Raw genomic sequence first — 15,431 nt, 5'->3', positions numbered from 1 at the left:
GTGCCTATCTTTTGTTGAATGCACTCATGCAAGCTTTATCAGAAGAACGTGATATTGAATCGATTGCTGCGGGTGTCCGTGCAGGAATGAAGGAGCAATTGGTATCCGGCTTGTCCGGTTCAGCTCGTCAGGTGATGATGGCGGCACTTCAGATGCAGTTGGATCGTCCAGTACTCGTCGTCACACACAACATGTTCTCTGCACAAAAAGTAGCTGATGACCTGCAAGAATGTTTGTCGGCGGATCAAGTGCTCTTATACCCGGCCAATGAGTTGGTAGCTGCAGAAGCAGCGATATCAAGTCCAGAAGTGATTGCGCAGCGCATCGAAGTGCTTACCCGGTGTGCACGTGGATTCCGTGGGATAATCGTAACGCCGTATGCGGGATTGCGGCGCTTTTTGCCTGCCCGCGAGATGATGGCTGAGGCTGGAATATCTCTGTCGCTAGGCGATGAGCTTCCACTGGAAACCTTCCTGGCAGAAATGGTTGCGTGCGGCTATGAGCGTACAGAACGTGTCGAGGCCAAGGGAGAGATGAGCGTCCGTGGTGGGATTGTAGATATTTATCCAATCACAGCTCCTTATCCGTATCGAATTGAATGGTTCGATGATGAAATTGACTCCATTCGCTCATTCGACACCCAGGATCAACGTTCTATCGATAAGTTGAAGCAATTGACAATACTGCCTTGCAAAGACTTAATTGCAGACGAGACACGCTTCGCCGCTGCGGCTGAGGCGACTTTTGCACGTCTTGAAGAACAGCTGGGCAAGATGTCCGATCGCCAAGTAAAGGAGAAGCTTGAGCGGGAAATCGGGCATGATATCGAACGAATGAGAGGTTCTGTTTATTTTACAGAGCTCTATAAATATGTGGCGCTGCTCTATCCAGAGAAGCACACATTATATGATTATATGCCGAAGGATACGCTGCTTGTCGTAGATGAGCCTGCTAGAGTCATGGAGACAGCCAAACAGCTTGAACGAGATGAATTGGAGTGGAGCACACACTTGTTGTCGAATGGCAAGACATTGCCAGCGCTTCCTCTAGGAGTGACATCTGACGTCGCAATGGGCAAGCGCCCATTCCAGACCGTATTTATGGCGCTGTTCCTCAGACAGGTTCCTCATACGCAGCCGCAAAATATCGTGAACGTTATGTGCCGCTCCATGCAGAACTTCCATGGACAAATGAATGTCTTGAAAGCAGAAATGGAACGGTGGAAGAAGTCAGGCGCCAATGTCATTATGCTGGCGAACGGTGATGAACGAATTGAACGGATGCGTCGTGTGCTTCAGGATTACGCAATACCTGAGCCTACGATTTTAAAGGGCAACCTGCAGACAGGCTTTGAGCTCCCGTCCATTCACCTTGTAGTTATTACTGAGGGTGAGATGTTCTCCGGCAAGCAGCGGAAGACACGCCGCACGGAACTGAACGCGAAGGTGGACAATGCGGAACGGATTCGCAGCTATACGGAACTGAAGGTCGGCGATTATGTCGTCCATCAGAATCATGGCATTGGTAAGTATATCGGAATTGGGACGCTGGAGATTAACGGTATCCATAAGGACTATCTGCATATTTTGTATGCGGGTGGGGATAAACTATCTGTCCCAGTGGATCAGCTTCATCTCATCCAGCGTTATGTGAGCTCGGAAGAGAAGGAGCCGAAGATCTATAAGCTGGGTGGCACCGAGTGGACGAAGGTTAAGAGTAAAGTTCGTTCCTCCGTGAAGGACATTGCTGACGACTTGATCAAGCTGTACGCAGCAAGACAAGCATCTAGCGGTTATGCCTTCGAGAAGGACACACCAGAGCAGCGGGAATTCGAGGATATGTTCCCATATGATGAGACGCGAGATCAACTGCGTGCCATCGAAGAAATTAAGCAGGATATGGAGAAGGCGAGTCCGATGGATCGTCTATTGTGCGGTGACGTAGGGTATGGCAAGACGGAAGTTGCGGTTCGAGCTGCCTTCAAGGCTGCAATCGAAGGCAAGCAGGTGGCGATACTCGTACCAACAACCATCTTGGCACAGCAGCACTATGAGACGTTCCGTGAGCGATTTGCCGACTATCCATTTAATATTCAGGTTCTTAGCCGATTCCGTTCCCGCAAGGAACAGAACGAATCCATGAAAGGGCTAAAGTCGGGTGTTGTCGACGTCATTATCGGCACTCACCGCCTGCTCTCTCAGGATGTTGTTTTCAAAGATTTAGGATTGCTGATTGTCGATGAAGAGCAACGTTTTGGCGTAACGCACAAGGAGAAGTTGAAAAAGCTGAAGATGAATGTCGACGTGCTGACACTGACGGCAACACCTATTCCGCGTACCCTGCATATGTCCATGCTCGGCGTCCGGGATTTGTCGGTTATCGAGACACCGCCAGAAAATCGATTCCCTGTTCAGACCTACGTGCTTGAATACAGCGATAATTTAGTTCGCGAGGCAATAGAACGAGAGCTGGCAAGAGGCGGGCAGGTCTACTTCCTGTTCAACCGAGTGCAGGGGATTCATCAGATGGCCGACCATATTAAAATGCTCGTGCCGGATGCCCGTGTGACGGTAAGCCATGGGCAAATGTCCGAGACAGAGCTGGAGAAGACAATTCTCGACTTCTTGGATGGGGAATACGATGTGCTCGTCAGCACCAGTATTATCGAGACAGGCGTAGACATTCCGAACGTGAACACGCTCATCGTTCATGATGCGGACAAGATGGGTCTGTCGCAGCTGTATCAGTTGCGTGGGCGAGTGGGCCGCTCGAACCGGATTGCTTATGCTTACTTCACTTATCAGCGCGACAAGGTACTGAACGAGGTGGCAGAGAAGCGGCTTCAGGCGATTAAGGAGTTCACCGAGCTTGGTTCCGGATTCAAAATTGCGATGCGCGACTTATCCATCCGAGGGGCGGGTAATCTGCTAGGTGCGGAGCAGCATGGATTTATTGCATCTGTTGGATTTGATCTATACTCGCAGATGCTTGCAGATGAGGTGAACAAGCGCAAGGCGGAGATCGATGGTGTCGCTATTGAAGATCAGCAGGAGCTTACAACCCTCATCGACCTGAACGTAGATGCGTATTTGCCGCCGAATTATATTTATGATAGTATTCAGAAGATTGAGATTTATAAAAAGGTAGCGGGACTTGCTACATTGGATGAAGTCGAAGAACTGCGGGATGAACTCATCGACCGCTTTGGTGAACCACCTCTTGCTGTCCTTCAATTACTCGCTGTCGCTAGGCTGAAGCTTCATGCGAAGCAGTATGGATGGGAGTCAATTGTACAGCGTGGAGATGTGGTCACGATCAAGGTCCATTCTTCGGCGGATCCGTGGTTAGACCGCAAGAAGATGGCTGCTGTTGCATCTAAACTCGACAGACGGATTAATGTCGATCAAGAGGCTTGCGGTGCTGTGAAGTTCAATGCACGAGGCGTTGATGCGCTGCAGCTGTTAATGATACTAGAGCAATTCATGCAGGAAGCTAAGGGTGCCATCAAATCGAAGGGAGAATTGCAGAATGTTGCAAAATAACAAGACGCGTTCCAAGAAGTGGTTGTTGCTGGCATTGTCTGCGGTACTCGCAATATCCGTATTAGCCGGATGCGGCAACAAAGACGAGAAGTCAGCGGGCAAGGCAACCGACAACAGTAAAGTCGTTGCTACGTATGAGGGAGGACAGATTACACAGAATGATTTCGACAAAGAAATCTCGAACATGCTGTTCTTCTATCCGGAATACGAGCAGATTATTAGCATGGATCAATTCCGCGACTACTTCGTGAAGCAGCAAATCGCGTATCGCTATTTGGATGGCAAAGCACCGGAGAAAGCAAAGCAAACGGGTAAAGATAAAGCCAAAGAACAAATTGGCTTGATGAAGAAGCAAGTCGGAGACAAGCAGTTCAAAGAAATGCTGGACAAGCGCAAACTCACGGAAGAGGAAATTACGGAGTATATGGCGCGCATCTTGACAGTTGTACAGGATTACAACGGCAAGGTAACGGAAGAACAGCTCAAGGCTGAGTTCGAGAAGAATAAGAAGGATATGACAACTGCTTCCGTTCGTCATATTCTCATTGGATTCAAGGACAAAGAAGGCAAAGAGCGCAAAAAAGAAGATGCTCTGAAGATGGCTAAGGATGTACAAGCTCGTCTGAAGAAGGGTGAAGACTTCGCGAAGTTGGCTGAGACAACGTCTGATGATCCAGGTTCCGCTAAGACTGGTGGTCTGTACAAGGACGCTGCTGTAAGTCAATGGGTACCGCAATTCAAGGAAGCTGCCTTGACATTGCCGCTTAACCAAGTGAGCGATCCAGTTGAGACAGACTACGGCTACCACGTTATGCGCGTGGAAGATCGTAAAGAGAAGGAATACAGCAAGTTGACAGAAGAAGAGAAGGAAGCATTGCGTACGCGTGCAGCTTCTGAGCTGATGAACAACTTCATGCAGAAGGATCTAGATAAGCTGATCAAGAAAATCGACCTTCCTAAGACGGAGACAAAGCCAGAAGAGAAGAAGGACGAGAAAAAAGATCAGAATACAGAAGCTCCTAAAGATACAAAAGCAGAATCAGGCAAGTAAAGGCATGCCGCGAGATGATTTGTCATCATCTCGTGCCGTAGCCCTTTCCCCTCAAGGGGAAGGGGCTATTTTTCGCGGAAGGTATGGAAACGGAATGAAATATTCATAAAAACAATAAAAAATTTTCATTTCCGGTTTCATCCTTTAAAAATACGTTTATTTACATTTGTCATGGCTTGGGGAAAATTAGACATACTATGTTAGCGGCTATTCAAATTACTACCGGTCATAATTTGGATGGTGTGATCTTTTCACTGTGTACACAGAAGTAAAATGCCAAAAGTACGATAATGAAGTTTGATACTAAAGCAAATCCAACATTTCGCATTGATGTCGAAAAAGATAAGCTTTGTTTCGACAAAATCAGAGGAAAAAACTAAAAAATTCCGCTATATTGATGTAAAATGTGAAAATTTTAAGAATTCGTTCTAAAAAAATGTCGGTTAGTGTCGAAAAATGTGATTTTTTTTGCAACTTGGATGGCATTACCTACGTATGATGTGTATGTATAAGAACTTGGGAGCAGATGAATACTATGGTCAGTATTACAAACCATTCCGCATCCCTCCTAATTAACAATAATACAGTAAATCGAAAATACTTACTGAAAGCGGGGCAACTCATAATGAAAGCTACTGGAATTGTACGTCGTATCGATGACCTCGGACGTGTTGTAATCCCTAAAGAAATTCGTCGCACTTTGCGCATTCGCGAGGGAGATCCTCTTGAAATTTTCGTTGATCGTGATGGAGAGGTTATCCTTAAGAAATATTCCCCAATTGGTGAATTGGGCGACTTCGCTAAGGAATATGCGGAATCCTTGTATGAGAGCACAGGACATATCACAATGATCTCTGACCGTGATACTGTAATCGCAGTTGCTGGCGGATCGAAGAAAGAATACATGGACAAGCAAATCGGGATGTTGCTTGAAAACTGTATGGAAAACCGCAAGACAATGATCGAAACGAACGCAGGCAATTATGAAATCGTAAAAGACAGCCAAGAAGCTTTCTCTTCTTTCGTTGTTGCTCCAATCGTTGCTGGTGGAGATCCTATCGGTACAGTTGTTATGCTTAACAAAGACGACAGCGTGAAAATGAGCCAAATGGAAGTGAAAATGTCGGAAACGGCTGCTGGCTTCCTTGGTAAGCAAATGGAGCAGTAATCCGAAATTTGCTAACGAAAGTCCCTGCTCATACAGGATGCGTGTATACGCAGCTTGAGCGATGCAGGGGCTTTTTTTGTGCTCTGAGCTCTAATATCCAGTTATCCCTACGCCGTTGCAGAGGCATATTGATTAGCCGCATTTTTTTCTTGTTGGGCAGGAGCGCTGAAAATACGAGATTGCAGACATCATAGACGGTGCTGCAGCTTCTATGCATGGAGCTTGCCCAGGCAAGGAGGAATTGGCCTGTCTTGATATGCTATAATACGTTACGAATGTTAGAGATGGGCGGGGATGACGGTTGAACAAACGAACCCCCCGAGTTGCGGGGCAAGTTATGTCCGGCGCTTTATTGCTAGGCATGGCGACGATAGTGTCGAAGGTAATCGGAACACTGCAGAAAATCCCGCTGCAAAATATCGGGGGAGACGGTGTATTCGGCATATATAACGCGGTATACCCATTCTATGTGCTGCTAGTAGCGATAGCTAGTGCGGGTATTCCAGTTACGGTAGCACGGCTCGTGGCAGAATGCGAGGCAGCTGGGGATGAGGTAGGCTCTGAACAGGTGCTTCTAGCATCCAGTCTGCTCATGACGGTTACTGGGATTGCCGGGTTCTTCGCTATGCTGGCTGGCGCAGAACAGATAGCCAGTTGGATTGGCAATCAACATACGGTGGCCGCTATCCAGAGTGCTGCCTATGCGCTGCTTGTAATGCCGCTTGCCGCTGCTCTCCGAGGCTACGATCAGGGCAGTGGACGGATGACGTCAACAGCTGTATCGCAAGTTATCGAGCAGACAGGACGCGTAGCGGTCATGATTGGGCTTCTGCTGTACTATAGTCATCTGGGCGCAGCGGATGAGACAATCGCTGCAGGAGCTACGTTTGGATCATTTGCGGGTGGTCTATGCGGGTTGCTAACTATGATGATCTTCCGCTGGAGGGAGAAGCGTAGAAGCCACAGTCGACTGCGGAAAAAACCGCAATTAGGGATGAGGCAGCAGGCAGGCGCCATCTGGAGCTGGATTCGGAAGCTGACATGGACTGCCCTGCCAATTTGTTTAGGTGCAATTGTGCTGCCAGCGGTAAATGTAGTGGATGTATTTACGGTGCCTCGGTTTCTGCTGCAGCAAGGGTGGAGTGAGGCAGAGGCACTCGCACAGTTCGGCGTGTACAGCCGGGCGTATCCACTTGTGCAACTTGTCACAATGGTTGCGAGTTCACTTGCTGTGGGGATCGTTCCGATGGTGGCGTTGCTCATGCGCAGAGAGGGTACTGTCGGCCTTGCACCGACCATTAAGACAGCACTTCGATGGTCGTGGATGCTTGGTCTTGCTGCCACCGTCGGGCTCGTCGCCTTGGCGGAGCCGCTCAATGTGGCATTGTACACGGATAGCGCGGGAACGCTGACGTTCGTGCTGGTGGCATCCACGGCTGTAAGCGGCGTATTCCACGCCGTGTCAGCCGCGCTTCTGCAGGGCATGGGCGCGGTGCGTGCGCCAGCCGTGCATCTTGTATGCGCCGCAATCGTGAAGGCGGCGCTGAATGTATGGCTGATCCCGGCCTACGGCATTGCCGGGGCAGCCATCTCCGCAGCGGCCTCGCTTGGTCTGGCCGCAGCATTGAACGCGCATGCGCTCGCCGTCGCAAGCGGCGTGCACTTCGCCGCCTGGGGCGCTCGCAGCGCGCGCCTTGCGCTGGCGCTTGGCGGCATGGCTGCTGGCGTCAGCCTGGCCGCGGCCGTTCCAGCTTGGCTCGGCGCTACTGGCCGCTTAGCGGCCCTGCTCGCCGTAGCCGTAGGCGTGCCGCTTGGCGCGGCTATATTCGCCTTGCTAGCCATCGCACTCGGTGCAGTTCGGCCGCAGGAACTGGCCGAGCTGCCGCGCATCGGGCCGAAGCTTGCTTCATTCGCTGCGCGATTCTCGCCCCGCATGTGATTCTGTGGGCAGAAGTGTGGGGAATAATACACAGTGATGCAACAATCGAAGGGAGATTCATTCATGCCTGGAACCATTACTGTCGTCGGGCTCGGCTCCGGCGATGAAAGCCAATTGACGTTAGCCGTATGGAACTTGCTGCGCGAGGCAAAGCAATTGTACGTACGCACGGCTGACCATCCGGTAATCGCATATTTGCAACAGAATGAAGTCGCATTTCGCTCATTCGATTCCGTATATGAAATGCAAGACGATTTCCCATCGGTGTACAAAGAAATTGTTCGCCAATTGATGGCAGCTGCTGCTGTCAGTCCCGAGAATCCGATTGTATACGCTGTTCCTGGGCATCCGATGGTCGCAGAGTCAACGGTTCGCTTGCTGCGGGATCAATGCTCGGAACAGGGCATTGAGCTGCGAATTATCGGGGGAGAGAGCTTCCTGGATCAGGCGTTCCTACGTTTCGGATTCGATCCGATTGAAGGGTTCCAACTGCTTGATGCGGCTGGACTGCAGGCTGATGGCTTGAACCCAAGGTTGCACACCGTGATTGGACAAGTGTATGATACGTTTACAGCGTCTGATGTGAAGCTGGGACTGATGGAAGTATATCCGGAAGACTATGAAGTCGTAGTAGGTCATGCGCTTGGCGTAGAAGGCATGGAGCATATGCAGCGCATTCCGTTGTATGAGTTGGATCGCATTGAAGGCTACGGCAACCTATCCTTAATTTGGGTTCCACGCACCGACAGTGATGAAGTGCGCAAGCGCACATTCGGTCGCCTGCATGAGATTGTCTCGATCTTGCGAAGCCCTGGAGGATGTCCATGGGATCAAGAGCAGACACATGAATCGATTCGCAAAAATCTGATCGAGGAGACGTATGAGGTACTAGAAACGATTGATGACGATGATCCAACTGCGATGCAGGAGGAGCTCGGCGATTTGCTGTTGCAAATTATGCTGCACTCCCAAATGGAGGAAGAAGTGGGTACATTCAGTGTATACGATGTCATCCAATCGTTGAATGAGAAGCTTATTTTCCGCCACCCGCATGTATTTGGTAATCATCATGCAGAAGATGTCGAATCCGCGCTTGGAACATGGGAACAGATGAAGGCAGAGGAGCAGCAGATCAAGGGAATTGCGGACGCGAGACCTTCCGTACTGGACGGTGTGCCGCGTGATTTGCCTGCGCTCATGAAGGCCTATAAGCTGCAGAAAAAGGCGGCTAAAGTCGGATTTGACTGGGACAATGCCAAGGATGTACTTGACAAAGTGGCCGAAGAATTGCAAGAATTGCGAGAGGCGATACGAGATGCGGGATCGGATCAAGACGATGCCGTGAAGGATGAAGAGCTGGATCATGCGCGCGAGAAACTCGGCGATCTATTATTCGCTGTCGTGAATGTATCTCGGTTCATTGACGCCGATCCAGAAGAGTCGTTAACATATACGAACCGTAAATTTGTACGCCGATTTCAATACATCGAAGAACAACTTCGTATAAAGGGTAAATCTTTTGACCAAACTGATTTACTAGAAATGGAGCAATGGTGGCAGGAAGCGAAGCGCTTAGAGCCATAATGCTTGGGGTGCAGCGGACTACTGCTCTCTATTTTTCGTCAAAATATGAAAAAATGCCGCACCCGGGAAGGAATTTGGTGATGAAGCAAGAATACATACAAGCATCAACATTCCAAGGCTCGGGCAAGCGCCTGTAGACCATTATTCATTTCAACTATGAAAAAGAGGAATTGGGAGGACAATACACATGAACAAAACAGATTTGATCAACAACATTTCCACAAAAAGCGGTTTGACTAAGAAGGACGTTGAATCCGTACTGAACGGCTTCTTCGGTGAAGTAACAGACGCTTTGGCTAGCGGCGACAAAGTTCAATTGATCGGCTTCGGCACATTCGAAACACGCAAGCGCGCTGGCCGCACAGGTCGCAACCCGCAAACAGGTAACACAATCGAGATTCCTGAATCTACAGTTCCTGCATTCAAAGCGGGCAACAAGCTTAAAGAAGCTGTAAAATAATGCGTCTAGACAAGTTCCTGAAAGTATCGCGGCTCATCAAGCGGCGTACTATCGCGAAGGATGTGTCCGAGCAGGGGCGTGTTGAACTGAATGGCCGTGAAGCGAAGCCGAGCACGACAGTGAAGGTCGGCGACGAGATTACGGTACAATTCGGGCAGAAGCTCGTCACCGTCCGAGTAGAGCGTCTCCAAGAGACGACGAAGAAGGAAGAGGCGACGGGCATGTATACGCTGCTGAAGGAAGAAGCAATTCCAAGAGACAACGGATTGAACTGGTAACAGCCAGTCCATTGCGATAGAAATGCATATTCCAACGAGCAAGGAAGCGGTTATCCGTCTGAGAGGACGGAACCGCTTCTTTTGATTTGCGAGGAAACATTCAGCGTTGTTGAGCAGTTGTATATAGGTCTCTAATTGATATGGAGCATTATGGGTATTCAGTGACGGTGCTGTCATGCGGAGGACATACGCGCTATAATGGAATAAGCAATCCCACTCAGGTGGGATTCAACATCATAACATTCCGTGCTTCAGCACGGGAGAGGTTCGCAATCTCCCTCTATAAAAAACTAAGGCTGACAGCATCCTACAGGGCTATCTTTCCTTAGTGCTGTCTTTTTTTGTGCTTACAGGAGCTGTATATCGGCTAAAGCCAACGAACAGTCAACCTGAGCAAGCACAGGCCTTCTGTCTTAGGAGACCCTTTATAGGGTTGTGAGGGGACAGGAAAGGATGAAGAACACATGAAGCAAGTAAATGAACAACTATGCAACAACCACGTTTCCTCAGCCGGCGAAGCAGCTTGGAATGCAGATTCCCGTAGCCAAGCACATGCGGGACGGAAGCAAGGAAAGGCTGTCGTCGTCTTTAGTGGCGGGCAAGACAGCACGACCTGTCTGTTTTGGGCACTGCAGCGATTTGAGGAAGTCGAGACGATCACCTTTGACTATGGACAACGCCATAAGTCAGAGCTGGAGCATGCGAAGGCGATTGCCGGTAAGTTGGGTGTACCGCACCGGATCCTCGATATGTCCTTGCTCAATCAACTGGCTCCCAATGCGTTGACGCGAGACGACATCGCGATTGAACAGGAAGAAGGCGAACTTCCGAGCACCTTTGTGGAAGGACGGAACTTATTGTTCTTCTCCTTCGCTGCTGTCTATGCGAAGCAGATTGGAGCACGCCATATCGTTACAGGAGTATGTGAGACGGACTTCAGTGGTTATCCAGACTGCCGCGACGTATTTGTCAAATCGCTCAATGTTACGCTGAATCTGGCAATGGATTATGGATTCGTACTGCATACCCCGCTGATGTGGCTGGATAAGGCAGATACGTGGTGTCTCGCTGACGAACTTGGTGCCTTCGATTTCGTTCGTACCGAGACAGTAACTTGCTACAACGGACTTCCGGGAGATGGCTGCGGAGAGTGCCCATCCTGCAAGCTGCGCAAGGCAGGACTTGAATGTTACCTGATGGAACGTAAGCAAGAGGAGGGGGCAAGCCGATGAGTACTCCTGGGCCATTCCGTATCGTCGATAAGCTGCAAGTGCTGGGAGCCAACATTTCACAGGATTCGTTGCGTTATCACCGCCACCGGGTACTTGTGAGCAAAGAGTTCACCTTCGATGCTGCCCACCATTTACATGCTTATGAAGGCAAATGTAAAAACCTTCATGGGCATACGTACAAGGTTGTTTTTGGGTTAAGCGGATTTGTAAATGAAATCGGGCTGGCGCTCGATTTTGGAGATATAAAGGAGATTTGGAAGGATAGAATCGAGCCTTATCTCGATCATCGTTACTTGAATGAAACACTCCCACCGATGAATACAACGGCAGAGAACATGGTCGTGTGGTTGTATGAACAAATGCAAGTTGCATTGCAAACTGAACCTTACGCAGAGCGATGCGAAGGGGGAAGAGTAGAATTTGTTCGGCTCTATGAGACTCCGACCAGCTATGCAGAAGCACGACGGGAGTGGATGGAGCAATGACGATCCCTGTGCTGGAAATATTTGGCCCTACCGTGCAGGGAGAAGGGTTTCTAGTCGGCCAGAAGACGATGTTCGTCCGTACAGCCGGCTGTGATTACCGCTGCTCTTGGTGCGATTCTGCCTTTACATGGGATGGTTCTGCCAAAGATGACATCCGTCAGTTGACGGCAGATGGTGTTATTGAAGAGCTGGATCGTCTGGCTAAGGGGCGCTATGGGCATGTTACGATCTCTGGCGGCAATCCTGCCTTGCTGGAAGGTATGGGCGAGTTGGTTCAACGTCTCAGTGAACGCGGGGTTCGCACGGCTGTAGAGACACAGGGATCACGCTGGCAAGACTGGCTTTTGGATATTGATGACGTCACGCTGTCTCCGAAGCCGCCAAGCTCTGGGATGGGTACGAACTTCACACGCTTGGATGAGATCGTAGGCAAGCTATGGAATCGGTCTGCACGCAAGGGACTATGCCTGAAGGTCGTTGTGTTCAATGAAGATGACATGGAGTATGCGATAGAAGTTCATGAACGATACCCTGAGATTCCGTTCATCATGCAGACGGGGAATGAGGATGTCCATAGCGGAGATGACGAGGAGTTGGTACAGAAGCTGCTTCGACAATATGAATGGTTGATCGATAAGGTTGCCTTAGAACCGCGCTTGAACCAGATACGCGTGCTGCCTCAGCTGCACACATTGGTGTGGGGCAACAAGCGTGGCGTATAGCGCGATGACTATCTCTACCTACACAGATGGAATGGTTTTCTAAATACAAGTATGGCTCGTACAACTCATGCAGGATTACAGATTATCCTACGAATAATGATACAGAAGGAGATTCAATGACGATGGCAGGAAGAAATGAAGCAGAATTGCATTTGAAGCAGCTTGGATTAAAGACGGAGTACCCGTCAGACTATGCACCAGACATTTTGGAGTCATTCGACAACAAACATCCTAACCGGGATTATTTCGTCAAATTCAATTGTCCGGAATTTACAAGTCTATGTCCGATTACGGGACAGCCAGACTTTGCGACCATTTACATCAGCTATATCCCGGGTGCGAAATGTGTGGAGAGTAAGTCGCTCAAGCTGTATTTGTTCAGTTTCCGCAACCATGGCGACTTCCATGAGGATTGCGTGAACATCATTATGAATGATCTGATTAAGCTGCTTGATCCGAGATATATCGAGGTATGGGGCAAATTTACCCCGCGTGGCGGCATCTCGATTGACCCGTACTGCAACTATGGCCAGCCGGGAACGAAGTTTGAAGACATGGCTGCTCATCGATTGATGAACCATGATATGTATCCAGAGAAGGTAGACAATCGCTAAGTATATGAATGCTGGTAAGCGACTGAGCAATCACTACAAATAGAGCAGGCGAAGAGAGAGTATATGTTCATAGTATAAACCTCTCTCTTTGCTATAGTTGCAGTTCTAATCTTCAATCTCCTTCATAAGCTAGTGTTGAGAAGGAGGGGTACATGCCATGGTTGATTTCAATAAGCCAGCGGCCAAGCGCCAAGAAGTGAAGATGATGAACCGCAAGCTCCTCGAGATTAGCGGAGTGAGCAAGGTAGAGAGCTTCGACAGTGAGGAGTTCCTGCTAGATACAGAATGCGGCTTCTTGACGATACGCGGCCACAATTTGCATATTAAAAATTTGAGCCTGGAACAAGGCTTGGTTGCCATCGAAGGTACGGTCAACTCCCTGACCTATTTGGATGCGAATACGCAGGACAAGTCGAAGGGCTTTTTCGGTAAGTTATTCAAGTGAACCTCCACACCCAATGGATGACCGTGATGCTCATGATGATGAGCGGACTTGCGCTTGGTCTGGTGTTCGACAGCTACCGTGTCGTCGCAGGCCAATTCAAGTTTCCACGGTGGACGCTGCCTGTATTTGATCTGCTCTATTGGCTGGCAGCGACGCTATTCGTGTTCCAAATGCTCGTGAAGGGCAATCAGGGAGAATTAAGATTTTATGTGCTGCTTGGTCTAGCAGCAGGCGCATGGCTGTATGCTGTCTTCCTTAGCAGAATAACCGTTATGATTGTGAAATGGGTAGTTGCCGCCATAAAGGCCATATGGCACTTCGCAATGCGGTGTGTGTATGTGCTTATTGTACTGCCGTTCAAAGGGATATGGGCAGGAATAAAAGCACTTACATTATTTTTCATATCGTCTGCTATGTTCCTCCTCAAAATTGTGCTACAATGTTTACGACCGCTCTGGCTGCTCATCGCATGGTTGTTCAAGCCGCTTGTCATGCCGCTATGGAACCGATTCAGAATGACGGAACGGTGCAAGGGCATATGGCAAGGGGTGATATCAGCCGGCAAGCGCATTTCCGCGTGGCTCATTGGTGTACGTTGCCAGATGAGGCGGTTCCTTGACCTGTTTAGACGCAAGCGCTAGCGGGTAAGGTGTATCGTGAGCTACTGATACAAGGGGGTGCACGTATGTCGGTGTCTAGATCCCGAAGACATACTCCAAGCCGCAACCAAGATAACAAAATAGCGGGAGCCAAGCGCAGATTGCGCATGTGGCTGATCTTCATGGCGTTGTTTATAGGGTGGGGCACGTATACGTACTTCAGTCAATTGAACACGATGGAAGAGCTTCGCTCAGATTTGAAGGCGCGTGAGAAGGAGAAGGGCGAAGTCGAACAGGTTCGCAACGATCTGCGTCAAGAGGTCGATCGGCTCAATACAACGGAATACATACTGCAATTGGCGCGAAGCCGAGGTATGGTGCTTCCGGACGAACTCCTCATCCGCAAACACGACGAATAGAGCGTAAAATCAGGACAACCGTCGGTTGACCAATGTTGCGCCATTACAGTATAATCACGACATAAGCATTGCTTTTTTGCTTTTGAGCAATGTTCCGTTTAACATTTTAAGGGAGGAACATTTTATTCTATGACAATTGAAGTGGGCACCAAGTTAGAAGGCAAGGTGACAGGGATTACGCATTTTGGAGCGTTCGTTGATCTGTCGGGAGGTGTCACGGGACTGGTTCACATCTCTGAAATTGCCGATAACTATGTCAAGGACGTGAATGACCATTTGAAGATTGACGATACAGTCACGGTCAAAGTTATTAACGTCGACAAGGACGGCAAGATCGGCTTGTCTATTAAGCAAGCAGTCGATAAACCTGTAACGGAACAGAGACCTCCAAGAGGACCTCGTCCGGACCGTCCTCCAGGAAGAGACGGGGGCAATAGCAGGTATGGACACGGGAACCGGGATCGAGGGGGACGCAAGTCGCCTAGTTTCGCTTCTTTTGAGGATAAGATGTCGCGCTTCCTTAAGGATAGTGAAGAACGCATTTCTTCTTTGAAGAAGAATACGGAATCCAAGCGTGGAGGCCGTGGAGCACGCCGCATGTAATCGTCCAGGACGACAACGTAAATAAAGCCGCAAGCCGGGCAACCGGTTTTGCGGTTTTTTTGCGTGTGCATATAAGCAAAACATGTAGACATTTGGACGCCACAATCTGACGGGATCGCCGTTTCCTTGCTGCAAAATTGCTGGCAAAACTTTTTTTGTCGTGTCGGCCTGCCTGTACGACAGGTTCTTACGCCTTTCCGTATGCTTTATTGTCAAATGGCGGTCGACCCTTGCGGATGAACGACAAAAATATGACATCTCCTCTTCTGAGCTGCTTAAGTGAAATTCGC

15 protein-coding genes and 1 riboswitch are annotated in these 15,431 nt (G+C 49.3%); all 15 genes read left to right on the top strand.

Annotation, left to right across the window (positions count from 1 at the left end; all coding sequences use genetic code 11):
• Positions 1-11: 11 nt before the first annotated feature.
• The 15 genes from mfd (at position 12) to M3661_RS28130 (ending at position 15,141) form a co-directional block, all read left to right on the top strand.
• Positions 12-3,542, top strand: coding sequence for a transcription-repair coupling factor (gene mfd, locus M3661_RS28200; RefSeq protein ID WP_021255236.1), 3,531 nt, complete (start codon positions 12-14; stop codon positions 3,540-3,542).
• Positions 3,529-4,593 (top strand): peptidylprolyl isomerase, encoded by a 1,065-nt coding sequence (locus tag M3661_RS28195; protein WP_251490406.1) that lies wholly within the window; start codon positions 3,529-3,531, stop codon positions 4,591-4,593. The genes mfd and M3661_RS28195 overlap by 14 nt, the downstream gene beginning before the upstream one ends.
• 625 nt (positions 4,594-5,218) lie before the next feature.
• On the top strand, positions 5,219-5,761 hold the full coding sequence (gene spoVT, locus M3661_RS28190) for a stage V sporulation protein T (protein WP_021255234.1): 543 nt from the start codon (positions 5,219-5,221) through the stop codon (positions 5,759-5,761).
• Positions 5,762-6,062: 301 nt separating this feature from the next.
• Complete coding sequence (locus tag M3661_RS28185) at positions 6,063-7,700, top strand: putative polysaccharide biosynthesis protein (RefSeq protein ID WP_251490403.1); 1,638 nt, start codon at positions 6,063-6,065, stop codon at positions 7,698-7,700.
• Positions 7,701-7,763: 63 nt separating this feature from the next.
• The gene (gene yabN / locus M3661_RS28180) at positions 7,764-9,284 is read left to right on the top strand and encodes a bifunctional methyltransferase/pyrophosphohydrolase YabN (protein WP_251490400.1); all 1,521 of its coding nucleotides are present in this window, start codon (positions 7,764-7,766) and stop codon (positions 9,282-9,284) included.
• A 187-nt stretch (positions 9,285-9,471) separates the two neighbouring features.
• Positions 9,472-9,744, top strand: coding sequence for an HU family DNA-binding protein (locus tag M3661_RS28175; RefSeq protein ID WP_021255231.1), 273 nt, complete (start codon positions 9,472-9,474; stop codon positions 9,742-9,744).
• Entirely contained in the window at positions 9,744-10,022 is a 279-nt protein-coding gene (locus tag M3661_RS28170) for an RNA-binding S4 domain-containing protein (RefSeq protein WP_251490396.1), read from the top strand. The genes M3661_RS28175 and M3661_RS28170 overlap by 1 nt, the downstream gene beginning before the upstream one ends.
• Before the next feature lie 256 nt (positions 10,023-10,278).
• Positions 10,279-10,322: riboswitch (PreQ1 riboswitch) on the top strand.
• 164 nt (positions 10,323-10,486) lie between these two features.
• A complete protein-coding gene (queC, locus tag M3661_RS28165; protein WP_083189292.1) occupies positions 10,487-11,254 on the top strand; it encodes a 7-cyano-7-deazaguanine synthase QueC in 768 nt (255 codons plus the stop codon).
• Complete coding sequence (queD, locus tag M3661_RS28160) at positions 11,251-11,739, top strand: 6-carboxytetrahydropterin synthase QueD (protein WP_251490393.1); 489 nt, start codon at positions 11,251-11,253, stop codon at positions 11,737-11,739. Before queC ends, queD begins: the two co-directional genes overlap by 4 nt.
• Positions 11,736-12,461: a 7-carboxy-7-deazaguanine synthase QueE gene (gene queE, locus M3661_RS28155; RefSeq protein WP_065292151.1), complete on the top strand. Its 726-nt coding sequence runs from the start codon at positions 11,736-11,738 to the stop codon at positions 12,459-12,461. Before queD ends, queE begins: the two co-directional genes overlap by 4 nt.
• A 122-nt stretch (positions 12,462-12,583) precedes the next feature.
• Positions 12,584-13,075, top strand: a complete 492-nt coding sequence (queF, locus tag M3661_RS28150) for a preQ(1) synthase (RefSeq protein WP_065292150.1) — start codon at positions 12,584-12,586, stop codon at positions 13,073-13,075.
• Positions 13,076-13,232: 157 nt separating this feature from the next.
• A complete protein-coding gene (gene yabP, locus M3661_RS28145; RefSeq protein WP_065292149.1) occupies positions 13,233-13,520 on the top strand; it encodes a sporulation protein YabP in 288 nt (95 codons plus the stop codon).
• On the top strand, positions 13,517-14,161 hold the full coding sequence (gene yabQ, locus M3661_RS28140; RefSeq protein WP_028532540.1) for a spore cortex biosynthesis protein YabQ: 645 nt from the start codon (positions 13,517-13,519) through the stop codon (positions 14,159-14,161). The genes yabP and yabQ overlap by 4 nt, the downstream gene beginning before the upstream one ends.
• 44 nt (positions 14,162-14,205) lie before the next feature.
• The gene (locus tag M3661_RS28135) at positions 14,206-14,538 is read left to right on the top strand and encodes an FtsB family cell division protein (protein WP_251490389.1); all 333 of its coding nucleotides are present in this window, start codon (positions 14,206-14,208) and stop codon (positions 14,536-14,538) included.
• Between the two features lie 129 nt (positions 14,539-14,667).
• On the top strand, positions 14,668-15,141 hold the full coding sequence (locus M3661_RS28130; RefSeq protein ID WP_021255190.1) for a S1 domain-containing RNA-binding protein: 474 nt from the start codon (positions 14,668-14,670) through the stop codon (positions 15,139-15,141).
• Positions 15,142-15,431 lie beyond the last annotated feature (290 nt).

The sequence above is a fragment of the Paenibacillus sp. MER 180 genome, from assembly GCF_023713665.1.
Classification (GTDB): Bacteria; Bacillota; Bacilli; order Paenibacillales; family Paenibacillaceae; genus Paenibacillus_B; species Paenibacillus_B suaedae.
The sequence above is the reverse complement of the archived record's forward strand: the minus strand, read 5'-3'. Positions and strand labels throughout refer to the sequence as shown.

What these genes read in the sequence shown, in the direction of transcription:
- queE (WP_065292151.1), top strand. Translation starts at nt 11,736, where the DNA reads ATGACGATCCCTGTGCTGGAAATATTTGGCCCTACCGTGCAGGGAGAA.
- M3661_RS28195 (WP_251490406.1), top strand. Translation starts at nt 3,529, where the DNA reads ATGTTGCAAAATAACAAGACGCGTTCCAAGAAGTGGTTGTTGCTGGCA.
- yabP (WP_065292149.1), top strand. Translation starts at nt 13,233, where the DNA reads ATGGTTGATTTCAATAAGCCAGCGGCCAAGCGCCAAGAAGTGAAGATG.
- queF (WP_065292150.1), top strand. Translation starts at nt 12,584, where the DNA reads ATGGCAGGAAGAAATGAAGCAGAATTGCATTTGAAGCAGCTTGGATTA.
- M3661_RS28135 (WP_251490389.1), top strand. Translation starts at nt 14,206, where the DNA reads ATGTCGGTGTCTAGATCCCGAAGACATACTCCAAGCCGCAACCAAGAT.
- queC (WP_083189292.1), top strand. Translation starts at nt 10,487, where the DNA reads ATGAAGCAAGTAAATGAACAACTATGCAACAACCACGTTTCCTCAGCC.
- M3661_RS28175 (WP_021255231.1), top strand. Translation starts at nt 9,472, where the DNA reads ATGAACAAAACAGATTTGATCAACAACATTTCCACAAAAAGCGGTTTG.
- queD (WP_251490393.1), top strand. Translation starts at nt 11,251, where the DNA reads ATGAGTACTCCTGGGCCATTCCGTATCGTCGATAAGCTGCAAGTGCTG.
- M3661_RS28130 (WP_021255190.1), top strand. Translation starts at nt 14,668, where the DNA reads ATGACAATTGAAGTGGGCACCAAGTTAGAAGGCAAGGTGACAGGGATT.
- yabN (WP_251490400.1), top strand. Translation starts at nt 7,764, where the DNA reads ATGCCTGGAACCATTACTGTCGTCGGGCTCGGCTCCGGCGATGAAAGC.
- spoVT (WP_021255234.1), top strand. Translation starts at nt 5,219, where the DNA reads ATGAAAGCTACTGGAATTGTACGTCGTATCGATGACCTCGGACGTGTT.
- M3661_RS28170 (WP_251490396.1), top strand. Translation starts at nt 9,744, where the DNA reads ATGCGTCTAGACAAGTTCCTGAAAGTATCGCGGCTCATCAAGCGGCGT.